The sequence below is a fragment of the Rothia aerolata genome, assembly GCF_014635585.1.
GTDB classification, from domain to species: Bacteria; Actinomycetota; Actinomycetes; order Actinomycetales; family Micrococcaceae; genus Rothia; species Rothia aerolata.
The window spans coordinates 1125394-1150227 of record NZ_BMDC01000001.1 but is presented as its reverse complement, the minus strand read 5'-3'; the positions used below and the strand labels follow the sequence as shown (position 1 = coordinate 1150227).

Here is a 24834-nt window from a genome sequence, read left to right as displayed (position 1 = left end):
GGCTTCCCATTCTGAATAGGTGCCCAGTATGTGAGGAGACCGTTGTTGGGCCACTATCTCGGGTAAGATGCCCGGGCTGGGACACACATTTTGTTCTATAACCCACAAAAAATCCGGGCCCCTTTCGGAACCCGGATTTTCTACTGAGTTTTTAGCGTGAGCGGTTACGCAGGCGCTGCAGGTCGAGAATCACAACCGCGCGTGCTTCCAGGCGAATCCAACCGCGGGAAACAAACTCTGCCAGAGCCTTGTTCACGGTTTCGCGGGAGGCGCCCACCAGCTGGGCCAGCTCTTCCTGGGTGAGCTCGTGAGCCACCAGAATGCCGTCGGTTGCGGGGCGGCCGAAGCGGTCTGCCAGATCAAGCAGGGCCTTAGCTACGCGACCGGGAACGTCTGAGAAGACCAGATCTGCCAGGTTCTCGTTGGTGCGACGCAGACGGCGGGCCAGTGCCTGAAGCACCTGAGCTGAAATCTGGGGTGACTTCTCCATAGCCTTGCGCAGGGAATCGTGCTTCACACCTGCCAGGCGGGTTTCAGAGACGGCGGTTGCGCTGGTTGAACGGGGTGAGGGGTCAAACAGAGCCATCTCACCGAAAATTTCGCCGGGGCCCATAATGGCTACCAGGTTCTCACGGCCATCTGATGCGGTGCGGCCCAGCTTGATCTTGCCGGAAATGATGAAGTAGAGCTGATCGCCCGGATCGCCCTCGTAGAAGAGGGAGGCGCCGCGGGAGAGATCCACTTCGGTAATGTCTTCGGTCAGGGCTGCAAATGCCTGATCGTCGAGCGATGCGAACAGAGGTGCTCGACGCAGTACTTCAATGTCCATGTTTCTCCTTATAAAAGCTTAAAGGTTACTGTCACCACGCTAACAGAGCTACCCAGGGTGCGGTGAGATTTGCCTCTCAGCCACACCGTGAGAGAGGGGTGTGACATAATCAACTAAGTATGAGACTACCGTAATTTTTCTGTAATTACACCTCAAAGGTGTTACATGATTTCAGGAATCAGGGATTTTTTGGTATAGGCACACCGTTATCTCAGGTGGGCGTATTACTATCTTGAAATTAACCACAGTTGCCCCCTGTTTCTTTCACCGTGAGGAGTCAGCTACCCCTTGTCCGTTCTCGATATTGTTTTGATTGCCATTCTGGTGATTTATTTTTTGACCGGCTTGAGCAAGGGCTTCTTTGTGTCTCTGGGTACCCTGGGAGGCTTTATTCTCGGTGCCGTGGCGGCTTTTTACGTTACTCCCTGGGTGGTGACCCAGGTGAGTACCGGCTGGCAGGTGATCGCCGCGGTGCTCAGTGTGCTCGGCTGTATTATGGTGGGCCAGTGGATTGGCTTTTTGCTAGGACGAGCGATTAGGCGGTTTACCGACTCAACCCCCCTGCGAGGGATTGAGCGGGCTGCCGGTGGAATCTTGAATCTGCTGATTTGTGCTTTTGTGATGGTTGTGCTGGCGCTGACCATTAAGCCGCTGGGTATTCCTCAGATTTCAACCGCTATCGATGACTCAAGAACCGTTGGAACCCTGTTGAACCTCACTCCCGACTCGGTGGAGGAGCAGATTAATGAGGTGCGCACCCGGGTACTGACCGAGGGGGCTATCCCCGAAGTTTCAGAACTGCTCTACCCCCGACAGGAGCCGCCCACAGAGCAGCTGGAAAATCCAGCACTGGAACAGGCAAGCTACTCGGTGGTACAGGTGCTGGGCACCGCAGAGAAGTGCAGCTATATCTCTGAGGGCTCAGGTTTTGTGGTGGATACCGACTATGTGGTGACCAACGCCCACGTGGTTGCGGGTGTGTCTCACCCGGTGGTGCAAAACCGCGAGGGTGACTCCACTCCCGGCGAGGTAGTCTACTTCGACCGCCAGAGCGATTTGGCCATTATCCACGCACCTGAACTTAACCTGACCCCGCTACCTCTGGGTGGCGACGTCCCCGCCGGTAGCACCGTCTCTTTCATGGGCTACCCCAAGGGAGGGCCCTTTAAGGCGCTGCCCGGAACGGTGCAGGGGCTGGGCCGCGCCCAGACCGTCAATGCTGAAACCGGCGAGGCCAACCCGCAGCGGCTGGTCTACCAGCTGGCCGCGCATGTGGAGCAGGGAAATTCTGGCGGGCCCGTGCTTGATGAAACCGGTAGCGTGGTGGGCGTGATCTTTGCTAAGGCAACCGAGGGCGAAGTGGGGTATGCAATCCCCTCCTCAATTCTGGCGGACGCGCTGGTGGGTCTGAACTCCTATACCGAGGCGGTGCCCACCGGGGCCTGCGAGGCCAGGTAGGGCAGGGATTAGCGCGTTAGGTGCTGGGCGAGGAAGTCCAGGGCCATGGTGTAGCCAAAGGCACCGGCGCCCGCGATGACGGCGGTTGCTTGGAGGGAAACAAAGGAGCGGTGGCGGAATTCCTCGCGCCGGTGCACGTTGGAGAGGTGCACCTCGACCACGGGTTTTTCGGCGGCTTCGAGGGCATCGTGGATAGCTACCGAGGTGTGGGTGAAGGCGGCGGGGTTGATGATGATGGCGTCTGCTTCGGTGCGGGCGCGCTGAATTTCGTCGATGAGAGCGCCCTCGTGGTTAGACTGCATGAACTCGATGTCAAAGCCGTGCTCGGCGGCGCGGTTACGCACCTGCTTTTCGATATCGGCCAGGGTGGTGGAACCGTAGATTTCGGGTTTGCGGTGGCCGAGCAGGTTGAGGTTGGGGCCGTTGAGAACAAAAATGCGGGTCATGCTTTTCATCTTATTCAAAAATAGGGGCGAAAGCGGAAGTGCGGCGCCACTCGCCGACCGGCGCAGATAGACACGAAAACGGATAGCGCAGTGTCGCAAGCCGACTGGCTCGGGCAGGTGCGAAAGCGGTGGGGTTTTCTCTCGACTGGCATCGGGGCTGGCGTTTAAGGGAGGTCGAGAGAAAACCCCACCGCTGACGCTGAAGCGGAGTCTCGAACAGTGAACGGATACTTACTTCTTGAAGGTCTCCACGATTGCATCCATCACGGTGGAGTCCGCCAGGGTCGTGACGTCGCCGACCGGGCGGTCTTCCGCGACGTCCTTGAGCAGGCGGCGCATGATCTTGCCGGAGCGGGTCTTGGGCAGCTCGGGAACAATCAGCACGCGCTTGGGCTTGGCGATGGGTGAGATTTCTTCGCCCACGTGCTTGCGGATGTCCTCTGCCAGCTCCGCGTGGTCCTTGCCCTCTGCCTGGGCGTCGTCGGAGAGAATCACGAAGGCGATGACTGCCTGGCCGGTGGTCTCGTCGGTTGCACCTACCACGGCGGCTTCTGCTACGGAGGGGTGGGAGACCAGGGCGGATTCGATCTCGGGGGTGGAGAGGCGGTGGCCGGAGACGTTCATGACGTCGTCCACGCGGCCCAGCACCCAGAGGTCGCCGTCGGCGTCGCGCTTGGCGCCGTCACCGGCGAAGTACTTATCGCCGAAGCGAGACCAGTAGGTGTCGATGAAGCGCTGGTCGTCTCCCCAGAGAGTGCGCAGCATGGAGGGCCAGGGCTGGGTGATGGTTAGCAAGCCAGGCTTTTCGTTCTCTAGGGGCTCGCCGAAGTCATCGACTACGTCGATGCTGATGCCGGGCAGGGCCTGCTGGGCGGAGCCGGGCTTAGCTTCGGTGACGCCGGGGAGCTGGGAGACCATGATGGCGCCGGTTTCGGTCTGCCACCAGGTATCGACGATGGGGCAGCGGCCGCCGCCGATGACGCGGTGGAACCAGACCCAGGCTTCGGGGTTGATGGCTTCGCCCACGGTGCCCAGCAGGCGCAGGGAGGAAAGGTCGTATTCGGCGGGAATGTCCTCGCCCCACTTCATCATGGTACGGATAGCGGTGGGGGAGGTGTACATGATGGTGACACCGTACTTCTGCACAATCTCCCAGAAGCGGCCGCGGTGGGGTGAATCGGGGGTGCCCTCGTAGATGACCTGGGTGGCACCGTTGACTAGGGGACCGTAGGCAATATAGGTGTGGCCGGTGACCCAGCCGACGTCTGCGGTGCACCAGTAGACGTCGGTGTCAGGCTTGATGTCAAAGACGTTTTTGTGGGTGTAGGCCGCCTGGGTGAGGTAGCCGCCGGTGGTGTGCAGAATACCCTTGGGCTTTCCGGTGGTGCCGGAAGTGTAAAGGATGAAGAGCGGGTCTTCAGCGTTCTGTACCGAGGGGGTGTGCTCGGTGGAAGCGCCGTCCACAACATCGTGCCACCAGACGTCGCGGCCCTCGGTCCAGGAAACTTCTTCGCCGTTGCGCTTGACCACCAGTACGTGCTCTACCGACTCGGCGCCCTTCTCCAGAGCCTTATCAACGGCGGGTTTCAGGGTGGTGGGCTTGCCGCGGCGGTAGGAGCCGTCGGCAGTAATAATCAGCTTGGCCTGGCCGTCTTCAACGCGGGAGTGGATAGCATCGGCCGAGAAACCGCCGAAGACCACCGAGTGAATAGCGCCAATGCGGGCACAGGCCAGCATAGAGATAACCGCCTCGGGAATCATGGGCATGTAGATAGCCACGCGGTCGCCCTTGGTAATGTCCAGGGATTCAAGACCGTTGGCTGCCTTAGAAACCTCATCTTTAAGCTGCGCGTAAGTGAAGGTGCGGGTATCGCCGGGCTCACCCTCGAAGAGCAGGGCGGTGCGCTCGCCGTTGCCGGCCTCAACGTGGCGGTCTACGGCGTTGTAGCAGGCATTAATCTCACCGTCAGCAAACCACTTTGCAAAGGGAGGGTTAGACCAGTCCAGGGTTTCGGTGAAGTCCTTGCTCCAGGTGAGTAGCTCGCGGGACTGGTTGGCCCAGAACTCGGTACCCTGCTGCTGTGCAGTCTCGTAAAGGTCAGCCTTGGCGTTTGCCTGAGCCGCAAATTCCTGGCTGGGTGCGTAGGCCTGCTGGGGGTCTGACATGTTTGCCCTTTCGTATCGAGACAGGCAGTGTGATGGCTGCCATAGAAGTTTTGGTTGCTATAACCCTAGAAGAAAAAGTTGCTTCTGTCACATCTTTATGCTGTGGTGTGACAAAATTTTGCTGACAGCCAACCGGTAGGCTTAGACCGTGACTGAAATTCCTGATTCCCGCCCCCTCACCGATGCCGAAAAGGCGCAGCTTGAGATTCGCACCGTGCCCGACTTCAAGGCGGCCGCAGCGAAGAAGCGCCGAGCTCGAACGCCCGAGACTGAGATTGGTCTCAAACGCAGGGTGCGCAAAATCAACCGGATTTTGGCGGAGACCTACCCCTACGCGGTGGCGGAGCTGGACTTCGAGAACCCCTTTCAGCTACTGGTGGCAACCGTTCTCTCAGCACAAACCACCGATGTTCGCGTTAATTCAGTAACCCCCACCCTCTTCGCCGCCTATCCGACCGCGCAGGCCCTGGCGGCGGCGTCCTTAGAAACGGTGGAGGAGATCGTGCAGCCGCTGGGCTTCTACCGCTCTAAGGCGAAGTCAATTGTGAAGCTGGCGGGGCAGCTGGTGGCCGATTATGACGGCGCTGTGCCGGCTAGCCTCTACGAGCTGGTGAAGCTGCCGGGAGTTGGTCGCAAGACCGCCTTTGTGGTGCTAGGGAACGCCTTTGGCCGCCCGGGAATTACAGTTGATACCCACTTTGGAAGGCTCTCCCGCAGGTTGGGAATGACCGCCGAAGAAGACCCGGTGAAGGTGGAGCGCGCCGTGGCCGAGCTGTTTGACCCCAAAGACTGGACCATGCTCTCTCACCGGATGATTTACCACGGCCGCCGTATCTGCCACGCGCGCAAGCCCGCCTGCGGGGTGTGCCCGGTGGCGGATCTATGCCCCTCCTATGGCGAGGGCGAAACCGATGAGGCTGCTGCTGCAAAGCTCCTCAAATACGAGATGGCACCGGGTAGAGAGCGGCTACACCTGCGTTTTCTACAGGGAGCAAGCCGAGCTGAACTGAGACAGGAAGGGTGGAACCTTGGAGCCTAAACACATCGCCTATGACGAACTCGCCGCCTTCGCCGCCCGCGCCGATCTGAAGGTTCCTGAGGAACAGAACTGGCGCATAGGCGAGATTGACTCCTCTTCTGTGCAGTCTGCTGCCGTGCTGGTTCTTTTTGGGGTGCTGGACGACGCCCCGGCGGTTTCATCCGTTGCGGCGGGAGAGTGCGGCGAACACGTGGGTGCTGACCTCGACGTTCTCATTGTGGTGCGAGCAGCAACCCTACGCAAACATGCCGGTCAACCAGCCTTTCCCGGCGGAAAAATCGACCCTGAGGACTTTGAGGTTGCCGCTTCTACTGGTCGGCCTGTTGAACACGTGGCTGCCTTACGAGAAGCGGTAGAGGAGACGGGGCTTGACCCTGCCGGGGTGCAGATTCTGGGCTCCTTAGAAGAGATGCCCCTGCCGGTCAGTAACTTTATGGTGACCCCCGTGCTTGCCTGGTGGAACTCCACCTCTACCGTGGAGGCCCAGGATTTCAACGAATCTTCTCTGGTGCTACGGGTGCCGGTGGCTGATCTGCTCAACCCGGTCAACAGGCACACGGCCCAGGTCACCCGGGGCCGGGTCAAGCACAATTCTCCGGCCTTTACCGTGGTGACTGACCAGTCGCCCGAAGGCGAGTTTGTTATCTGGGGCTTTACCGGGATTATCCTAGACCAGCTTTTCTCCGAACTGGGCTGGGAGGTTCCCTGGAACAGGGACGATAAGCGCCCGGCGCCGGGGCACAGCTAGCGCTGAGCTGGGCGGGTGCCGAACGGCCGTGGGGAACGCGGCCACTCGGCGTCATTGCGGCCATTCAAACCCGTGCCCGCAAGCCCGGCTACTTCGCCTTAGCATAGTTATCCGTGGAGACCACCGTGACTGGGAACTGCACCGGTACCGGGCCAAAAATGAGCTCGGCGGCCTGCTGGGCAGATTCGCGCACAATCTTGGTGCAGGTCTGGGCCTCGCGTTCGGGGCCGTAAATCATGATTTCGTCGTGGAGGAAGTAGACCAGGTGCGAGCGCATGGGCTTACCGAACATCACGGTGGTGCGGAGCTTTTGGCGGATGAGCGACATCCAGCACAGGGCCCATTCTGCGGCGGTTCCCTGAACCACGAAGTTGCGGGTGAACCTGCCCCAGGCACGCGATGCCGAGACGGCGGCGCGTTCAGCCTCGGCGGTGGAGCGGTTGCGCTGGCGTTCGAACCAGTCCGCCGACGGCGCCGGGGAGGTTCTGCCGAGGTAGGTGGTTACCTGCCCGCCGCGTTCACCGATACGGGCGGCCTGTTCGGTAAAGCCGATAGCCTGCGGAAACATCTTTTTGAGGTGCGGCATGAGTCTGCCTGACTCGCCGGTGGTGGCGCCGTACATGGCGCCGAGCAGGGCTATTTTGGCGTGGGCACGTTCGGTCAGGGCAGATCCGGTGCGTTCGCCCAGTTCGGCGATGCCCAGGTAGAGGTCGCGGTCTCTGCCGGCGATTGCCAGTTTGGGGTCTGCGCTCATGGCGGCCAGAATGCGGGGTTCAACCTGGGAGGCATCGGCTACGGTGAGTATCATGCCCTCTTCTGCCTGAACCGCCGAGCGAACGTCTTTGGGAATTTGCATGGCTCCGCCCCCGTGGGCGCCCCAGCGGCCGGTGACCACTCCTCCCACCTCGTAGGCGGGGTAGAAGCGGTTGTCTTTGACCCACTCGTCGAGCCAGTTCCAGCCGTTGGCTGAGAAGAGGCGCGAAAGTTTCTTGTAGCGGAGAATGAGATCGACGACGGCGTGCCGCTGGCTTTTCAGTCTCGGGTTTTCGTCTGCCCAGCTTACGAGTTCCCACTTGCGGGTGGACTCCACCCTCATGCCGGCTGACTGCATGGCCTTGAGAAGGTCGGCGGGGGAGTCAACATTGACCTTGGGCGACCCCAGGGCCTGGCGGATTTCCCCGGCGAGTTTCACCATCTCGTAGGGCTTCTCGTAGAGGCCGGGGCGGGGGCCGAGGGCTTCGGTGAGAATTCGCTCGTGGATGGCGCGATTCCAGGGAATTCCATAGAATTTCATCTCCCCAGCAATGAGCCCGCCGGTTGATTCAGCGGCGGCAAGCAGGCGCAAGCGCTTGGGCTGCGGGGAGGCCTCAATGGCGGCTAGCTGGGTCTTGAGTTCTTCCGTCAGCTGGACGGCGGTGGGGAAGGTTCTCTGCGGCCGGGCCGGCTGGAAAAGAGAGTCTTCAAAGAGGGAGTCTTGCCCGGCGGCAACCTGCGCGGGCGGCAGGGTGCCGGCCGGGGCGTCGTCCTCGGTCAGAAGGTCAATCGTGGGCGTAAAGCTGAGGTTGTTCTGCGCGCGGGTCTCGGCGGTAACCAGAATCCGCTGAACCAGGCGCAAATCGTGAGCGCGGAACGGGGAGACCCCCTGATCCAGGAGCAGGGGCATGAGCACTCTGGCATCTGCCCAGGCCCAGCGGATGGTCTTGGAATGGTTGCGAGCCTCTACCTCGGTGATGAAGGCACCCAGCCGCTCGGTGGGGATTCGGCGGTGGGTGCCGAAGCCGGAGTCGGTAAAGGTGACCGCCTCCCAGGCGGCAGGCAGGGCTCCGGTGGCGACCTGCGCCGAGTCTTCAGCCGCTCCCAAGACGATATACATAGGCACCATTATCCCCGATGGTTACCGCTGCCAACAGGTTTGCACTTTTGCGCCGAGTGTGACCAACTTGTCCACCCGAAAAATGTGGATAAGTCGGCCTGGCCCGGTCTTCTGCGGTAGGCGCGAAACCCCCTTATCCACAGGCTAGATTTTTGGCGAAGAAGCGGGTGCAATGGGCTTCAAAGAAAGGAGCACCATGGCAACCCTGTTTAAGGAAATTGCTGCCCGCTACCCCCAGCAGTTTGAGGGTCTACGGCAAATCTCAGGACGCGGGGAAAAGCCTCCTCCGGTAGTCAGCGCTGGGGAAAGGGACCCGGTGGAGCTGACCGTTCGCCGGGCCCGGGAGCAGTTCTTCGCGCCCGCTGTTATCGATACAAGCCCCGCCAGCCTTGATGCCCTGGTACGGGAGGTGGAGGAGCAGGAGCCCCTGCATCTTCAGGAGGAGCAAATCCAGCGGGCGAGCCGTCTCTTACAGGCAGAGTTGTGCGGTCTAGGGGTCTTAGAACCCCTGCTGGCTATCGAGGGGATCACCGACATCTTCGTCAATTCTCCCACCGACGTGTGGATTGAAGCCGCCGGGCAGCTCAGGCGCACCGAGGTGTCTTTTGCGGACGACGCCGCGGTGCGGGCACTTGCCGTGCGGCTCATTACCGCCGCGGGCGCCCGCTTGGACGACGCCGTCCCTAGCGCCGACGTCCAGACCGAAAGTGGCTACCGCGTGCACGCGGTCTTACCGCCTATCTCCCGCGGCTCTCCGCTGCTCTCAATTCGCATTCAGCCGAGCCAGCGCCCCGGCCTGGGAGAGCTGCGCAACCGCGGCATGTTCGGTGAGGAAGTCGCCGCAGTGCTGCGCTTTCTGGCGCGCCAGAAGAAGAACTTTCTTATCAGCGGCGGTACCGGGACCGGCAAGACAACCCTGCTCAATGCCCTGCTTTCATCCTGCCCGGAGAACGAGCGGATAGTAACAATTGAGGATTCTGCCGAGTTGGCTCCCGCCCACCCGCACGTGGTCAGCCTACAGACCCGGGCCGCCAATACCGAGGGGCGGGGCGAAACCGACCTGGCAGAGCTGGTGCGGCAGGCCCTGCGCATGCGGCCCTCTCGGCTGGTACTAGGCGAATGTCGCGGGGCCGAAATTGCCGACATGCTCACCGCCATGAACACCGGCCATTCGGGAACCGGCGGAACCCTGCACGCTAACTCGGCGGCGGCTGTTCCTGCCCGGCTCTATGCTCTGGGAGCCCTGGCAGGTATGAGTGCTGAGGCCCTGGCACTGCAAGCATCTACCGCTCTTGAATTCGTAATCCATATCGAGCGAAGAGCGAGCCAGCGTTTTATTGCGGAAATAGGGCGGCTGGTACTGCGGCGGGGTGAGTTGGCCGTTGAGCCCCTGTGTTCCTGGCAAAAGTGCAGGCGGCGCTCGGTTCTCGAGTGGAGCCCGGCGGGGCAGGAACTGTTGCGGGAGGCACAGCGGTGAAGCCTCTCAGCATCGACGAAATGGAGCTCTGGCCCAACCTTGCCTGGCGCATGTCTGCCCTGCTCAAAGCCGGGTGCAGCCCCGCCACCGTTTTTGAGCGCCTGCGGGCAGAACAGGCTCCGATAGAAGCACCCAGTGACCCCTTGGAACGCCTACTGACAGCTTCAGACCGCGCCGCCCTGACCGCCGCGCGAGAAGATCTGGATACGGTGCTTTCCTGCTGCGCTCGCTCTGCCCGTGGCGGCCGGCCGGTTTTCTCGGCGCTGGAGACTGTTGGATCTTCCCTTGCTCGGGAATACTCACGCGCACGGGTAGCTGAGCTGGCGGCCTGCTGGATGATTTCTGAACGTACCGGGGCGGGTCTTGCCGAGACCCTTGAACGTCTGGCCCGATTTTACGAAAGTGAAATTGACCTGACCCAGGCGAGAGACTCCGCTATGTCGGGGCCAAAATCTACCGGGCATATTCTCTCCTGGCTACCTCTGCTGGGGCTCGGTCTCGGAATGCTTATGGGCACTGATCCTCTGGGGGTTCTCTTCGGCTCGGTACCCGGGGTAGTTGCAGCTGTTCTGGGACTCGGCCTTGCTCTGGTAGGACGCCGCTGGACTGCTCGCTTGGTTACCTCGGCTGAGCGGGGTGAGCTGTGATGGCGCGAAGACCGACCGGGAAGCTGAGGTCGGAAGATACTGGGCTGAACCCTGCCCTCTACCTGGAACTGACGGCAGCCATGCTCTCTGCCGGGCTCTCTTTGGTTCTTGCCCTGGAACGGCTGGGGGAGCTGGAGGGAGGACGGCACCGGGAATATTTACACACTGTGGTTCTGCGCTTGAAGGCGGGTGGTAGCTGGGGCCAAGCATGGGCAGGGGAACCGACACCCGCTGAGCTGGTTCCTCTCAGAGACACGCTGGGTTTCATGGTGGAAACAGGTGCTCCCTCTGCCGCCCTGATTGAAATCATGGCTGCCCGCGAGCGAAGAAAGGGCTACCGAACCTCTGAAAAATCAGCGGCCAAGCTGGGAGTCAAGCTGGTGGTTCCCCTGGGGCTGTGTTCCCTGCCCGCTTTTATCTGCTTGGGCGTGCTTCCCGTGCTGATTTCTATGGTTCCTGCGGTGCTGCCTTGATGGTTTGGGGAGGTGAGACCTGTGGAAAACCGCCTTGGAAAGGAGGGAAATTGCCTGTGGAAAACCCAAACCTCTGTGCACAGGTGGCTTAAAAAGTAATTAAAATATATAAAAGAACACTATTTATCCACAGATTTAAGAAAAATCTAGCAAAACACAGTTAAAAAATGCATTCTAGAGGTAACCGGGGTTTCCGCCCCGGCGACCAAGAAAAATTGCACAGTCAATAAGGAGACAACAATGGAAACCACACCCATCCACCGAGATTCCGCTAGCGCTGAGAACCAGACCCTCGAGGGCGAGGTACTCGGTTCTGAAACCGGTGCCACCACCGCCGAATACGGCATTGTAATGCTGGCGGCGGTGGGCTTCGCCGGGCTTCTGGTGGTGATTCTCAAATCCGATGAGGTTCGCCAGCTCCTCATGGGCATCGTTGAAAATGCGCTCAGTACCGGGGCCTAAACGGGAGACCCCGAGAAAATCCCCGGTAGAAGAAGACCTTTCAGGCAGGGGTGGTTCTTCTGCCGGGGTACCCTCTTGGGAGAAAACATGAACAAGCTGATAGATAGGGGTTCTTCCCGCGATAAAGAAACCGGGGCGGTCACCGCTGAATTTGCAGTGGTTCTTCCCGCCGTGGTCTTTATTCTGGCCCTGGTTTTGGGAGCCTGTGCGGTGGGCCTGACCCAGGTGAAGCTAGAGGAATCAGCTCGAATCGCAGCGCGGGCGGCCGCCCGTGGCGAAAGCTCCCAGACAGTAGAGCGTCTGGCTCGGGAGGTAGAACCCGCTACCGAGATAGCGCTGAGTTCTGACGGCGAGATGGTGCAGGTCTCCGTGAGTAAGCCTGCTCCCGGGGCGATCGGGGCGATGACAGGGTGGGAGCTCACCGCAGTGGCAGTAACGCCAGCAGAGGGAGGAGCCAGCCATGACTAGGAAAGACCGCGAGCGGGGCTCGGGAACGGTGCTTGCCCTGGGCATCATTGCCCTGCTCTTGGTTCTTCTGACTGTAGTAGCGGGCCTCATCGGAGTGGTCACCGCCAACCAGAAAGCTGCCAGGGCCGCAGACCTGGCCGCTCTTGCCGCCGCAGACGCCGCCCGCGGGCTGAGACCGGGAAACCCCTGCGAACTCGCCGCCGAGGTAGCCCGGGCAAACCGGGCGCAACTGGTGAACTGCAATCAGCCAGCGAATCTTGAGGGAACGGTCGATGTTCGAACTAGCTCGGAGATTACGGGTCCCTTCTTCTTTCTGGGACCGGCGGAATCCCTGAGCAGGGCGGGGCCGCCAAGATAGTAGCCGGCCAGCTCCTAGTCAGATTCAGCCTCCCCCGCCTGTACCAGCAGGGCCTCGAGTAGCCGTCGGGCGCCGTCCTTATCCAGGGGCTCATTACGGTTACCGCACTTGGGCGACTGCACGCAGGAGGGGCAGCCCTCCTCGCACTGGCAGGCAAGGACGGTGTCTAGCGTGGCGGTGAGCCAGTGGCGGGCGGCCTCGAAGCCCCGCTCGGCAAAGCCCGCGCCCCCGGCGTGGCCGTCATAGACGAAGATGGTGGGGGCCTCGGTATCCATGTGCAGAGCGGTGGAGAGCCCGCCAATATCCCAGCGGTCGCAGGTAGCAATTAGCGGTAGCAGGCCGATAGCGGCGTGCTCGGCAGCGTGCAGGGCACCGGGAAAAGCCGGTTCGGTAACCCCGGCGCCGGTCATGACCGTGGGAGGGATAGTCCACCAGACAGCGGTGGTCACCAGGTTTTCAGGCGGTAGGTCTAAGAGCTCTTCCCCCAGGTTCTCCTGGCCAATAATAGACTTGCGCTGATACGAGACCACCTGGGTGCGCACGCGCACATGACCAAAATGCATGGTCACCGGCCCCCACTGCTCGGTGCGTTCCTCGGAGAGCACCGTGACCTCGGTGAGGTCGCGGGACTGGGTAAAGTAGTCGGGAAAAACCCGGGAGACCGCCACGATGCGGTTTTCCAGGTCGAGATCTTCAACCACAAAGGTGGCGGACTGGTGGGTGTAGATAGCGCCGGGGTGGCCCTGGTGCTTTGCCTGGGAGGAATCCATGGTGCCAATCACCGTGCCGGTATCCACCTCGATAATCTGTAGCGGAGCGCCCCCGCCGCCGCGCAGGTCTACCAGCTCGGAGGCAGACTCGGGGTGGGTCCAGAACCAGCCGGTGGCGCGCCGTCGTAAATAACCCTGCCGTTCCAGCCGCTCCAAGAGCGCCGGGGCAGAGGCACCGAAGAGAGAAATCTCCTCAGCGCGAAGAGGCAGCTCGGCGGCGGCAGCACACAGGTGGGGTGAGAGCACGTAGGGGTTCTCGGGGTCAAACACGGTGGACTCCACCACCGTAAAAATATCCTCGGGGTGGTGCACCAGGTAGGTGTCCAGCGGGTCGTCGGAGGCAATCAGTACCGCCAGCGAGTCTTGGCCCGCCCGGCCAGCCCGGCCAATCTGCTGGAAGAAGGACGCGCGGGTGCCCGGCCACCCCGCCACCAGAACGGCGTCCAGCCCCGCTATGTCGATTCCCAGCTCCAGTGCCGAGGTGGAGGCGATGCCCAGAATCTCCCCGGAACGCAACTGCCGCTCTAGCTCCCGGCGCTCCTCGGGTAGGAAACCAGAGCGGTAGGCCTGTACCCGGTGGGCCAGGCCCACTTCCACCTCATCGAGGTAGCGCTGGGTAGTTTGGGCGATAGCCTCTGCTCCGCGCCGGGATTTGATAAAGGCGATGGTGCGGGTGCGGTCGAGCACCAGGTCGGTGAGCATCTCTGCCCCCTGCTCAATCACCGACTTGCGCACCGGGGCCTTCTTCTCGGCTTCGGAGCGGGTATCCACCGCGGCTGATAGCTGGTCGGTGACCTGCTCGCGGAATTCCGGCTCCCAGAGCACGGTGTGCACAGCACCGTGAGGGGCGGTGTCTTCGGTGATTGCCTGCACCTGCCCTTGCTCAACCCCCAGCAGACGGGCAAAAGAGGCAGCCGGCTCTGCCGAGGTCGCCGACGCACCAAAAAAGACGGGCGAGGAACCGTAGTGGCGGCAAATCCTGCGCAACCGTCGCAAAAGCACCGCCACATGCGCGCCGAAAACGCCCCGGTAGGAGTGCGCTTCATCGAGCACCACGTATTTGAGGCGGCGCAGAAAAGAAGACCAGGAGGAATGGTGGGGAAGGATTCCGAAATGTAGCATATCGGGGTTACAGAGAAGCACGTTGGCGTGGGCGCGAATCCACCGGCGCGACTCAGCCGGGGTGTCGCCGTCATAGGCTTCAGCCCGCACGGTGGGTAGGTTGAGCGCTCGCAGCGAGTTGAGCTGGTCGGCGGCCAGCGCCTTGGTGGGGGAGAGGTAGAGAACCGTAGCGCGCTCGTCCTGCAGACCGGCCCCGGGGGTGAGCTCCCCGCTGTGGACGGCGTGCAGGCAGGGCATGAGGTAGGAGAGGGACTTGCCCGAGGCCGTTCCGGTGGAAAGAATCAGGTGCCGCCTACCCCCGGTCTGAGCTGACTCGTGTACGAAATGGGCGGCCTGTACCTGGTGAGTGTAGGGCTCGGTAATGCCGAGCGATTCAAAGGCATCGCGGACGTCGCTGTGTAGCCAGGTGGGCCAGGGTGAGGTTTGGGCAGCCCGGGCGGGCACTGTGCGCACGTGGGTAATCTGCTCGGGCTGGGGGCCGTAGCCCAGCTTGCCGATGATCTCGGCGAGGTGGGGAGGTAGGGATTCGAGGGAGGTTTCTTTGCGCACTCCTCTATTCTGCCTGAAAGTGGGCTGGCGGGCGCCGATGTTTCTCGCCCGTAATAGTCGGTATCTTGCGGAAAGAGGCTGGAATAATTGTGACTATGACTACTCCAAAGATGAATATTCACGATCCCAACCGCGCAGAGGCGCACGGTAATCCGGTGACCATTTTGAGCGAGGAAGAGTGCTGGGAGCTGGCGGAACAGACCAACTTCGCCCGGCTGGGTACTTTTCTTGACGGCGAAATTTACATCACCCCCATCAATATCATCACCGATTCCGGCAAAATCTATTTCCGCACCGCTTCGGGGTCTAAGCTCACCCGGCTCATGATTGAAGAAAAAGTTACCGTTGAGTTCGACCGGGTGGAGGGCGGCGGAGCCTACTCGGTGAACATCCACGGTGTAGCTCGGCTACTCACTGACTCCGAAGAGATCGCCCACGCGCACTCGCTGAACCTGGAGCCCTGGCTTCACACCGAAAAAATTGAATTCGTTGAAATTATCCCCACCTCTTCAAGCGGTCGCCGCTTCCGTCTGGGCTCCTAGTTTTAGCGGTGAGACCTCTTACCCCGGTGCACCGGGCGGGTGGAACCTGGAAAGAGTAGGATTAAAAGGTGTCTCAAGAAAAAATCATTCTCTATTACTGCTTTGCCCCCGTTACCGACCCCACCGCAGTCATGCTCTGGCAGAAAGCCCTTTGCGAGAAGTGGGGTCTGACCGGTCGTATCCTCATCTCTAAGCACGGCATTAACGGTACCCTCGGCGGCGATATCAACGCCCTGAAACAGTACGGCAAGACCACCCGCAAGTATCCCGGTTTTGAGAAGCTGGAACTGAAGTGGTCTGAGGGTTCTTCGGCTGATTTTCCGCGCCTGTCGGTCAAGGCCCGCGATGAGATTGTTGCCTTTGGTGCCCCCGACGAGCTCAAGGTCGATGAAAACGGCGTGATTGGCGGCGGCGTGCACCTCAAACCCGAAGAAGTGAACAAGCTGGTTGAAGAGCGCGGCGATGAGGTAGTTTTCTTCGACGGCCGTAACGCTTTTGAGGCGAAAATCGGTAAGTTTAAAAACGCTATTGTGCCCGACGTGCGCACCACCCATGACTTTATTCGCGAGATTGAGTCGGGTAAGTACGACGATCTCAAAGATAAGCCCGTGGTCACCTACTGCACCGGCGGCATTCGTTGCGAAATCCTCTCTGCGCTGATGAAGAACCGCGGTTTCAAGGAGATTTACCAGATTGACGGCGGTATTGTGCGCTATGGCGAAAAGTACGGTGACTCTGGCCTGTGGGAGGGTTCCCTCTACATCTTTGATAAGCGCCAGCACATGAATTTCTCGCCCGATACCGTGACGATCGGTGAATGTGAGCACTGCGGTGCCCCAGCTAACCGGTTTGAGAATTTGGACGTGGACGGCGTGCGCGACCTCGTGCTGCTCTGCCCCGACTGCGCGGCGAAGGCTCTGGGAGAGAAGCAGGCGGCCACCGCTTAACTATGGAAACAGCGCTCATTGAATACGGCAATTTCTTGGTGGCGGGTGTAACCATCAATGCCAGCGAAGACAGTGATTTTGCGGGCGTGTGGAAGGAGCTTTTTGACCGTCTGAGCGAGGAGCAGAAGGCTGCTACCGCCAAGCTACAGAAGGTGGGGGTTCTGATGCCGGACGCCGCCGACGAGGGTTTCACCTACACGGCGGGTTTCATTGTGCAGGGGATTCCCGCGGTATCGGCTCTGGGGCTGACCGGCGTGATTGTTCCAGCGGCCATGTACGCCACGGTGCTGGTGGAGGGCCCTGCCGCCGAATCGATCAAGCCCGGCTTTGACTATCTCCATTCCACTTTCATACCCCACAAGGGAATCAGCCCCACCGGTGTGAACCTTGAAGTCTACGGCCCCGGCGATGTTACCGCCGAGAACTACCGCATGTACTGTTGGTCTGCTGTGGACGGCGTGGAGTCGCCGGTGTAGCCGGCTCCTGGGCAGAAGCTAAATAAAGATGCACCCGGCGCTTTCCCCTAGTGCGCCGGGTGCATCTTTATATAGTGCGATGTGTTCTGGCGGGCCTTGTTGGGCACCGCCCTAAGATACGCGTTGACCAGGCGAAAATCCCCTAGAGTCTCGAGCCTAGCTAGGAAGATTCTACGGCATAAAAAATAATAAGTTACCCAATAGTAATAAAGAATACTTTTTGGTGTATCTGCGCCGGTCGATCCCGGAATAAGACCGGGAGAAAACTTGTTCTGTAAAGTACTGAAAGGTCTTTAAGACACACGATTGATAGAACAGGGCAGTAAACATGACAAAAATTGGCTTTCTCTCCTTCGGGCACTGGGCAGATGTTCCGGGTTCCAGGACGCCCACCGCTAGCGATATGCTGCACCAGGCAATTGACCTTGCCGTGGGCGCCGAAGAAGTGGGTGTAGACGGCGCCTTCTTCCGCGTCCACCACTTTGCCCAGCAACAGGCAAGTCCCTTCCCCCTGCTTTCGGCGATTGCCAGCCGCACCTCCACGCTAGAGCTAGGCACCGGCGTCATCGATATGCGCTACGAAAACCCGCTCTACATGGCAGAAAACGCCGCCATGACGGATCTGATCGCCGGTAACGAGCGCCTGCAGCTGGGTATCTCGCGAGGTTCCCCGGAAACCGTGATTCGGGGCTTCCGGAACTTCGGCTACACCCCTGCCGAGGGTCAGGACGACGCGGCGATGGCGCGCGAGCACACCGCCGAGTTCCTGCGCGCTATCGAGGGGGAGGGCTTTGCCCGCAACGCGCAGAATCCTGCCCAACTCGACCCGATTCAGCCCCAGTCACCGGGGTTGCGGCGGAGAATCTGGTGGGGAGCCGGCTCCGAGGCAACCGCCCGCTGGACTGCCCAGCAGGGCATGAACCTGATGTCCTCCACCCTGCTCTTCGAAGAAAAGGGCATTCCCTTTGATCAGCTACAGGCCCAGCAGATTGAGATTTTCCGCGACGAATGGAAGGCAGCGGGCCACGACTGGACGCCGCGGGTTTCGGTCAGCCGCTCCATCATTCCGGTGATTGACCGCGAATCCAACTACTATTTTGGCCTGCGCGCCCAGGCCGAGGGGCAAGACCAGGTGGGCTACCTGGATAACTCGATTGCCCGCTTTGGCCGCTCCTACATCGGTAGCCCCGAGAAAATCGCCGAGGAAATAGCGCAGGACGCCGCCGTGCAGGAGGCAGATACGGTGCTGATTACCGTGCCGAATCAGCTCGGTGTGGACTTTAACCTGCGCTCGCTGGAATCAATCGTCAAAGACATTAAGCCGGCGATGGGGAACTAGGTTCTTTGACCTTCTCCCAGGGCTCAATCTCACCCTCAACCACCGTGAAAAGGGGGTGGGGTTGGGCCTTTTCTATGTCTGCCAGACGATGAGCGAAAGCGGCCCGATCTCGACCGGCAACCTTTTCTTTGAGGAAGGCGAGCTCGTAGGCTAGCTGGCCGCGGGTTACCGAAATCTGGGCCGGAAAAGAGTCGGCTGCAGTCACAATCTTCGAGCGGTCAAACCTGTAATTACGAGAATCTGCCTCATCGCAGATGCCGTGCAGGTAGGCGCAGATTGCCTCAAGGGGCTGGTCGCAGGCACGAAAGCGATCAAGCTGGGGGTGGTTTCTGTAGCCCTTGGTGAGCCCCTGAAGAACCTTTTGGGCGAGCAGGGTTTCCCGCCAGCAGGCAACCAGACCTTTCTGGTCGAGGTAGCGGGGGTGAAGAGACCAAATGCGCATGTTCCCACCCTACCGGTAGCGGGCGGCTCTGTTACAGCGCCTCTATATGTCACAATGAAACCGTGACTATGCGCGATTATCCCGAATTTTCTAACGTCAAAAATGCCCCGGCGAGCTATGATCCCAAGGCATTGGCACAGCTGGCCGATGCCCTGCGAGCCGTGAACTATTCCTACGAGGGGATTGAAAACCTGCTGGGGGAGGGGCCTTTTGCTGCGATGGCACGAGATCAGATTGTGCCGGGCCGTTATCGGGTAAAAACCATTCGAGAGGATAGTACGGCCAGCGTTGCCGACCGCAACCTGGCTACCGTGGTTGCTTTCTTCATGCTGGGTGATGAGCTGACCGAGAAGCAGCTGAACACCGCCCTGGGGGCGGGGGCAGTCAAGTTGCTGCGCGCCGTCCGGCTGGCAGAACTTTCCCCGGCGGAAACCTACGAACCCACCTACCGGGCGGCGGTAGATCTGCGGCCGCACTCTGCGGACGACGGCACTGACCTCTGGGTCTCCTCTGACCTGGGTGCCCACCAGCGCCCCGGAGTTCTGAGGAAAGACCACGTGCTGGGGATCGGGCAGGCTTCGCTCTCACTGGCGCAGTTTACCGAGCGCCGGCCGGTGAAGAAGGCTCTGGATCTCGGTACCGGCTGCGGTATTCAGACCTTCCACCTGCTAGACCACGCCGAGCACGTGACCGCCACCGATATTTCAGACCGGGCACTGGCCTTTACCCGCTTCAATCTCCTGCTCAACGCGCAACAGCTGGGGCTGAACCCCGAAAATCTGGGTGAAAAGGTAACCCTGAAGCAGGGCTCTCTGCTGGAGCCGGTAGCTGGCGAAAAGTTCGACCTGGTGGTGTCTAACCCGCCCTTTGTGATTACTCCCCGGCACGAAAACGAGACAGCGGAAGACCAGTACACCTACCGCGACGGTGGCCTGGCCGGAGACGGCATTGTTTCTACCCTGGTCACTGAACTTCCCAAGGTACTTAACCCCGGTGCCCGCGCCCAGATGCTGGGCAACTGGGAGATTCCGGTTTCGGCAGGCGAAGAGGCGGCTGACTGGACAGCCCGCCTGCGCGAGTGGGTGGGGGAGAACACCGAGGCCTGGTTTATTCAGCGCGAGGTACTCTCGCCCGAGCAGTACGCCGAGACCTGGCTGCGAGACGCTAGCGAGAACCGCGACCCGAAGCTCTTTGAGTCTGCCTACCTCGACTACATTCGGGATTTCGCCTCCCGCGGCGTGGATTCGGTGGGCTTTGGCATGATTTGGCTGCGGGCTCCCGAGACCAACCAGGCGCACCGGCTCCAGCGTTTTGAAGAAATTACCTATTCGATTCAGCAGCCCATCGCCCCCTTTATTACCGAGGCGGTAGACCTCTACGACGCGGTGGCACCCCTGACCGACGAGCAACTGGCTGCCCTGCACCTGACCGTGGCTGGCGACGTCACCGAAGAACGTCACGGAAGCCCCGGCGCCGAGCACCCCGGCGTCATCCTGCTGCGCGAGGGAGCGGGCCTGCGCCGCACCGTGCTGATGTCCACTGAGACTGCCGGTTTTGTCTCCGCCTGCGACGGCGAGCTGGCGGTGGGCCAGATTGTCAACGCGCTTTCGGCGCTGCTGGACTGGGACTCCGCTGATACCCAGGACGCCGCTTTGGGCGGGTCTGCGGTGAAAAAGCAGGAGCTGCTGGGGCACGTGCGCGAACTGGTGGAGAAAGCATTTCTGCGAATTGAGGGAGCAGGAGAATGAAAGAAGGCACACAGTCCCCGCTGACCGAACTGGACGAGCAGACCTGCCTGCGCCTGCTGAACAACCACAGCATTGGCAGGCTAGCCTCTTCCCTGGGTAATAAGATTGACCTCTTTGCGGTGCGCTATGTAATCCACAAGGGGAAAATCTACTTTCAGACCAAGCCGGGGGATACCTTCAGCTCTATCGTGGTCACCCGCAAGGTGGCCTTTGAGATAGACGAGGCCCGGTTTGACTCGGTGAAGCAGGTGACCGTCTACGGCACCGCCCACTGGTACCCCTACGACGTAGATATCGACACCGAGCTTCTCGAAGAAGCCAGGGTCGCCAGCGCTGACGTCATGCACTGGGTAGAGATAACACCCGAAAAGGTTTCTGGCAGGGAGCTGAAGCTACGCTAAGTGAAAGCAGCCAGTGTAATGGTTGCCTCTTTGGAGTCTCAAGAGCCGGTAGTCAGCCACCGCCACCGTATCTTTTGCGCTATTGTGGAGCGTGAGTAGTCACTGACAGATAACCAAGGAGCAAAGTGCCCACCAAGGCCAAGATCAATTCAGAGCACGGCAAATCACTGCTGATCGTGGAGTCGCCTTCTAAGGTGAAGACCATCAGCGGTTATTTGGGCGACACCTTTGAGGTGGAGTCATCGATGGGGCATATCCGTGATTTGCCCCAGCCCTCTGAGCTGCCCGAGGAGCTGAAGAAGTCTCCGGTGGGTAAGTTTGCCGTTGATCTTGAGAACGACTTTGCCCCCTACTACGTGGTCAACGCCGATAAAAAGAAGAAGGTCACCGAGCTCAAGCGCAAGCTCAAGGAATCTGACGCTCTCTATCTGGCAACCGATGGTGACCGCGAGGGAGAGGCTATTGCCTGGCACCTGCTACAGGTGCTCAAGCCCAAGGTGCCGGTCTACCGCCTGACCTTCCCCGAAATTACCCGCGAGGCAGTTGAGCGTGCTTTCGGCGAGCTCCGCGAGGTGGACCACGACCTGGTGGACGCCCAGGAAACCCGCCGCGTGCTTGACCGCCTCTACGGCTACGAAATCTCCCCGGTGCTCTGGCGTAAGGTTTCCCGTGGCCTTTCAGCTGGCCGCGTGCAGTCGGTGGCAACCCGCCTGGTAGTCGAACGAGAGCGGGAGCGTATGGCCTTCCGCTCCGCCAACTACTGGGACCTCACCGGTACCTTCGCCACCTCCTCCGCCGAATCTTTCACCGCCAAGCTCACTGCGGTGGACGGCGCTCGCGTGGCAACGGGTAAGGATTTTGCCGATGACGGCGCCCTGAAGGCAGCTGCCGTAGGCAAGGTGGCACACCTGGACGAGGCCTCTGCTACCTCCCTGGCCTCCGCCCTGGAAGCGGCGTCCTTTGCCGTTCGCTCGGTCGAGACCAAGCCCTACACGCGGCGTCCTGCAGCACCCTTTACCACCTCTACCCTGCAGCAGGAGGCAGCGCGCAAGCTACGTTTCTCCTCCCGCTCCACCATGCAGGTGGCCCAGCGCCTCTACGAAAACGGCTTTATCACCTACATGCGTACCGACTCGGTAGCGCTCTCTGACCAGGCGGTGAGGGCAGCTCGTACGCAGGCCCAGGAGCTCTACAGCGCTGACTTCGTGCCCGATAAGCCCCGCCACTATGCCTCCAAGTCTAAGAATGCGCAGGAGGCCCACGAGGCAATCCGCCCCGCCGGTGACTCCTTCCGCACGCCCTCGGCGGTCAAGAACGATTTGAGCAGCGACGAGTACCGCCTCTACGAGCTGATTTGGAAGCGCACCGTGGCATCGCAGATGGCAGATGCTAAGGGCTCCACCGCCTCCATCAAACTGGGAGCAACCGCCTCTGATGGCCGAGACGCTGAGTTCAGCGCATCGGGCACCGTGATCACCTTCCGCGGCTTCTTGGCGGCCTATGAAGAGGGTACCGACGTGACCCGCGGCGAAGAGAAAGACTCTAAGGGCGAGAAGCGCCTGCCCCAGATGGCCGAGGGCGACTCGCTCACCGGCTCTGAGATTACCGCGCTATCCCACGACACCACCCCGCCCCCGCGCTACACCGAAGCCTCCCTGGTGAAGGTGCTCGACGAGCTGGGCATCGGCCGCCCCTCCACCTACGCGGCCACCATCTCAACCATCATGGACCGCGGCTACGTGAACAACAAGGGCGGCTCCCTGGTGCCCTCCTGGACTGCCTTCTCGGTGGTGCGCCTGCTGGAAGAGCACTTCTCCAAGTACGTGGACTACGAGTTCACCGCTGCCATGGAAGAAGATCTTGACCGCATTGCCCGCGGTGAAGAGGCCCGTGCCGACTGGCTGCACGACTTCTACTTCGGTGGGGGAGATAAGCACGGCCTGAAGCCCATCGTGGATAACCTGGGCGATATTGACGCGCGCGCTATCAACTCCATCGAGATTGCCGACGGCATTAACCTTCGCGTGGGCAAGTTTGGCCCCTACCTAGAAACCGGCGAGATTACCGACCCCGTTCGCGCCAATGTTCCGGCTGATCTGGCCCCCGATGAGCTGACCGCCGAGAAGGCAGCTGAGCTGATTGAACAGGGTAAGCAGGACGGCCGCGAGCTCGGCGTTGACCCGGCAACCGGCCGCACCATCGTGGCCCGGGACGGCCGCTTCGGCCCCTACGTGACCGAAGTGATTCCCGAGATGACTGAGGAAGAAATCCAGGCATGGATGGACGCCCAGCCCACCGAGTACTACAAGAACGGCCGCGCCAAGCCCAAGAAGAAGCCCAAGCCCGAGAAGCCCCGCACCGCCTCGCTCTTCAAGTCAATGGACTTGGCAACGGTGACCCTGGACGACGCTCTGAAGCTGATGAGCCTGCCGCGTGTTCTGGGCACCGACGAAGAGGGCACCGAGATTACCGTGCAGAACGGCCGCTTCGGCCCCTACCTGAAGAAGGGCACCGATTCCCGCTCTATCGGCTCCGAAGAAGAAATCTTCACCATCACCCTGGAACAGGCGCTAGAGATTTACTCTCAACCCAAGCAGCGGGGCCGTGCTGCGGCTAAGCCGCCCCTGGCAGAGCTCGGTATCGACCCGGTCTCCGAGAAAAAAATCGTGGTCAAGGACGGCCGCTTCGGCCCCTACATCACCGACGGCACCACTAACATCACCGTGCCTCGCTCAGAGACCATCGAGTCGCTGACCCACACCCGCGCGGTGGAGCTCTTGGCCGAAAAACGTGCTAAGGGTCCCGCCAAGAAGAAGGCACCCGCCAAGAAAAAGACTGCGGCAAAGAAGACAGCGGCGAAAAAGACTACCGCGAAGAAGGCTTCCGCTAAGAAATAGCGGCTACCCCGAGTCGCCGCTGCAGTTGCGTATCGGCTATAACCTCGGTTTGTACAGGGCTATCTCCTCTGTACAGGGTTGTCTCTGTACCTCAGAGACAACCCTGTACAAAACAGTCGGGGCCTCTACTCGGCGTATTCTTTACTCATCTGCGCCGACTTCTCAGCGCAGGCCCGCATTGCTTTCAGCGTCAGTTCTTCCAGACCGCCCTCTTGATAGGTCTTAATCGCCTGCTCGGTGGTACCACCGGGGCTAGTAACCGCCTTGCGGAGATCTTCGGGGTTGGGGTCTGAATCCAGCAGGGCACCAGCGCCCGCCACGGTAGCCGCCGCCAGCTTGGTGGCGGTTTCTCGGTCAAAGCCCAGTTCAACCCCCGCCTTGGCCATGGTCTCAGCTAGCAGAAAGGCGTAGGCGGGGCCCGAGCCCGAAACCGCGGTGACGGCGTCCATCTGCTCTTCCTCCACCTGCACCACCTCGCCGACGGCGCTGAGCAGGCTTTCGGCGAGCTCCTTCTGTTCCTCCGTTACGGTGGAGCCGCTGGAAATAGCCAGCACGCCCTTGCCCACCCGAGAGGGGGTGTTGGGCATACAGCGAATCACCGGCTGGTTTTCGCCGGCTGCTTTCTGCAGGGAGTCCAGGGGAACACCGGCGGCAACGGAAATAACCAGGGTCTGAGAATCCAGAGAATCTGCGAAGTCGCGCACCACCTCAAGCACATCGTAGGGCTTGACTCCCACCAGCACGGCGTCCACACCGGAAACAGCATCCCGGTTAGCTGTAGCTGACGACTCAGCCGAGAAAATCTTAACCTTCTCGCCGCCGTCCCCCAGCTTATCGACCAGCTTCTCTGCGCTGGCGGCAGAACGCACGGTGGCCCGCACCTTCTCGGGGTCAAAACCGCTGGCCAGCAGGCCAGAGGCAATGGCGCCGTTCATGGAGCCGGTTCCTACAAAAGCTACCTGAGTGGTCATGTTCTACAGCCTTTCTATCGTGAAACTTGCACCGGGAAACTTGATACAAGACGGTGGCAAGCTCTCTTGCCAGCTCGCACCCAGTTTTTTGAAGCTGAATTTCATCTTTGGCTTCTATCCTGGAAGTACCTCATGGGATTTACCTCCTCATTAGGTGCGAGTGATTGATGATATTGAAGATGAGAT

Annotated in this window: 23 protein-coding genes; 16 read left to right on the top strand and 7 right to left on the bottom strand. The window is 60.6% G+C overall.

Features of this window, described 5'->3' with window-relative positions; translation table 11 throughout:
• Positions 1-151 precede the first annotated feature (151 nt).
• On the bottom strand, positions 152-829 hold the full coding sequence (locus IEV00_RS05160; protein WP_188359205.1) for a Crp/Fnr family transcriptional regulator: 678 nt from the start codon (positions 827-829) through the stop codon (positions 152-154).
• Between the two features lie 288 nt (positions 830-1117).
• Here IEV00_RS05160 and IEV00_RS05155 point away from each other — a divergent pair, with 288 nt between their 5' ends.
• Positions 1118-2287 carry a MarP family serine protease gene (locus IEV00_RS05155; protein WP_188359204.1) on the top strand — a complete coding sequence of 390 codons (1170 nt, stop codon included), beginning with the start codon at positions 1118-1120 and terminating at the stop codon, positions 2285-2287.
• An 8-nt stretch (positions 2288-2295) separates the two neighbouring features.
• On the opposite strand, the gene aroQ is transcribed toward IEV00_RS05155, so the two are convergent.
• A complete protein-coding gene (gene aroQ / locus IEV00_RS05150) occupies positions 2296-2733 on the bottom strand; it encodes a type II 3-dehydroquinate dehydratase (RefSeq protein WP_373868219.1) in 438 nt (145 codons plus the stop codon).
• Between the two features lie 231 nt (positions 2734-2964).
• A complete protein-coding gene (gene acs / locus IEV00_RS05145; RefSeq protein ID WP_188359202.1) occupies positions 2965-4899 on the bottom strand; it encodes an acetate--CoA ligase in 1935 nt (644 codons plus the stop codon).
• A gap of 157 nt (positions 4900-5056) precedes the next feature.
• On the opposite strand from acs, the gene nth reads away from it, so the two are divergent.
• Together nth and IEV00_RS05135 are read left to right on the top strand one after the other, a co-directional pair.
• Entirely contained in the window at positions 5057-5938 is an 882-nt protein-coding gene (nth, locus tag IEV00_RS05140; protein WP_373868231.1) for an endonuclease III, read from the top strand.
• Positions 5928-6686 (top strand): NUDIX hydrolase, encoded by a 759-nt coding sequence (locus IEV00_RS05135; RefSeq protein ID WP_188359201.1) that lies wholly within the window; start codon positions 5928-5930, stop codon positions 6684-6686. The genes nth and IEV00_RS05135 overlap by 11 nt, the downstream gene beginning before the upstream one ends.
• 88 nt (positions 6687-6774) lie before the next feature.
• Here the strand turns inward: IEV00_RS05135 and IEV00_RS05130 are convergent, their stop codons facing one another.
• On the bottom strand, positions 6775-8559 hold the full coding sequence (locus tag IEV00_RS05130; RefSeq protein WP_188359200.1) for a bifunctional 3'-5' exonuclease/DNA polymerase: 1785 nt from the start codon (positions 8557-8559) through the stop codon (positions 6775-6777).
• A 196-nt stretch (positions 8560-8755) separates the two neighbouring features.
• Between IEV00_RS05130 and IEV00_RS05125 the strand changes: the two genes are divergently transcribed.
• From IEV00_RS05125 to IEV00_RS05100, 6 genes are all read left to right on the top strand, one after another.
• The gene (locus tag IEV00_RS05125; RefSeq protein ID WP_188359199.1) at positions 8756-10036 is read left to right on the top strand and encodes a TadA family conjugal transfer-associated ATPase; all 1281 of its coding nucleotides are present in this window, start codon (positions 8756-8758) and stop codon (positions 10034-10036) included.
• A complete protein-coding gene (locus IEV00_RS05120) occupies positions 10033-10683 on the top strand; it encodes a type II secretion system F family protein (protein WP_188359198.1) in 651 nt (216 codons plus the stop codon). Before IEV00_RS05125 ends, IEV00_RS05120 begins: the two co-directional genes overlap by 4 nt.
• The gene (locus IEV00_RS05115) at positions 10683-11156 is read left to right on the top strand and encodes a type II secretion system F family protein (protein ID WP_188359197.1); all 474 of its coding nucleotides are present in this window, start codon (positions 10683-10685) and stop codon (positions 11154-11156) included. Before IEV00_RS05120 ends, IEV00_RS05115 begins: the two co-directional genes overlap by 1 nt.
• A gap of 240 nt (positions 11157-11396) precedes the next feature.
• Positions 11397-11618, top strand: coding sequence for a DUF4244 domain-containing protein (locus IEV00_RS05110; protein ID WP_188359196.1), 222 nt, complete (start codon positions 11397-11399; stop codon positions 11616-11618).
• A gap of 87 nt (positions 11619-11705) precedes the next feature.
• Complete coding sequence (locus IEV00_RS05105) at positions 11706-12086, top strand: TadE family type IV pilus minor pilin (RefSeq protein ID WP_188359195.1); 381 nt, start codon at positions 11706-11708, stop codon at positions 12084-12086.
• The gene (locus tag IEV00_RS05100; RefSeq protein WP_188359194.1) at positions 12079-12444 is read left to right on the top strand and encodes an Rv3654c family TadE-like protein; all 366 of its coding nucleotides are present in this window, start codon (positions 12079-12081) and stop codon (positions 12442-12444) included. Before IEV00_RS05105 ends, IEV00_RS05100 begins: the two co-directional genes overlap by 8 nt.
• A 14-nt stretch (positions 12445-12458) precedes the next feature.
• Here IEV00_RS05100 and sftH read toward each other — a convergent pair whose 3' ends face one another.
• A complete protein-coding gene (gene sftH / locus IEV00_RS05095; protein WP_229723068.1) occupies positions 12459-14885 on the bottom strand; it encodes a DEAD/DEAH box helicase in 2427 nt (808 codons plus the stop codon).
• Between the two features lie 95 nt (positions 14886-14980).
• On the opposite strand from sftH, the gene IEV00_RS05090 reads away from it, so the two are divergent.
• The 4 genes from IEV00_RS05090 (at position 14981) to IEV00_RS05075 (ending at position 18189) form a co-directional block, all read left to right on the top strand.
• Entirely contained in the window at positions 14981-15427 is a 447-nt protein-coding gene (locus IEV00_RS05090) for a pyridoxamine 5'-phosphate oxidase family protein (protein ID WP_188359193.1), read from the top strand.
• A gap of 68 nt (positions 15428-15495) precedes the next feature.
• A complete protein-coding gene (gene trhO, locus IEV00_RS05085) occupies positions 15496-16374 on the top strand; it encodes an oxygen-dependent tRNA uridine(34) hydroxylase TrhO (protein ID WP_188359192.1) in 879 nt (292 codons plus the stop codon).
• 2 nt (positions 16375-16376) lie between these two features.
• The gene (locus tag IEV00_RS05080; RefSeq protein ID WP_188359191.1) at positions 16377-16850 is read left to right on the top strand and encodes a GyrI-like domain-containing protein; all 474 of its coding nucleotides are present in this window, start codon (positions 16377-16379) and stop codon (positions 16848-16850) included.
• Positions 16851-17178: 328 nt separating this feature from the next.
• Complete coding sequence (locus tag IEV00_RS05075; protein WP_188359190.1) at positions 17179-18189, top strand: LLM class flavin-dependent oxidoreductase; 1011 nt, start codon at positions 17179-17181, stop codon at positions 18187-18189.
• Here the strand turns inward: IEV00_RS05075 and IEV00_RS05070 are convergent.
• Positions 18167-18631, bottom strand: a complete 465-nt coding sequence (locus IEV00_RS05070; RefSeq protein ID WP_188359189.1) for a pyrimidine dimer DNA glycosylase/endonuclease V — start codon at positions 18629-18631, stop codon at positions 18167-18169. The genes IEV00_RS05075 and IEV00_RS05070 overlap by 23 nt on opposite strands.
• A gap of 68 nt (positions 18632-18699) precedes the next feature.
• Between IEV00_RS05070 and IEV00_RS05065 the strand changes: the two genes are divergently transcribed.
• The 3 genes from IEV00_RS05065 (at position 18700) to topA (ending at position 23677) form a co-directional block, all read left to right on the top strand.
• Positions 18700-20379 carry a DUF7059 domain-containing protein gene (locus tag IEV00_RS05065; protein ID WP_188359188.1) on the top strand — a complete coding sequence of 560 codons (1680 nt, stop codon included), beginning with the start codon at positions 18700-18702 and terminating at the stop codon, positions 20377-20379.
• Positions 20376-20780 carry a pyridoxamine 5'-phosphate oxidase family protein gene (locus IEV00_RS05060; RefSeq protein WP_188359187.1) on the top strand — a complete coding sequence of 135 codons (405 nt, stop codon included), beginning with the start codon at positions 20376-20378 and terminating at the stop codon, positions 20778-20780. Before IEV00_RS05065 ends, IEV00_RS05060 begins: the two co-directional genes overlap by 4 nt.
• A gap of 125 nt (positions 20781-20905) precedes the next feature.
• Positions 20906-23677, top strand: coding sequence for a type I DNA topoisomerase (gene topA, locus IEV00_RS05055; protein WP_188359186.1), 2772 nt, complete (start codon positions 20906-20908; stop codon positions 23675-23677).
• A 125-nt stretch (positions 23678-23802) separates the two neighbouring features.
• Here topA and proC read toward each other — a convergent pair whose 3' ends face one another.
• A complete protein-coding gene (gene proC / locus IEV00_RS05050) occupies positions 23803-24648 on the bottom strand; it encodes a pyrroline-5-carboxylate reductase (protein ID WP_188359185.1) in 846 nt (281 codons plus the stop codon).
• Between the last annotated feature and the right edge of the window lie 186 nt (positions 24649-24834).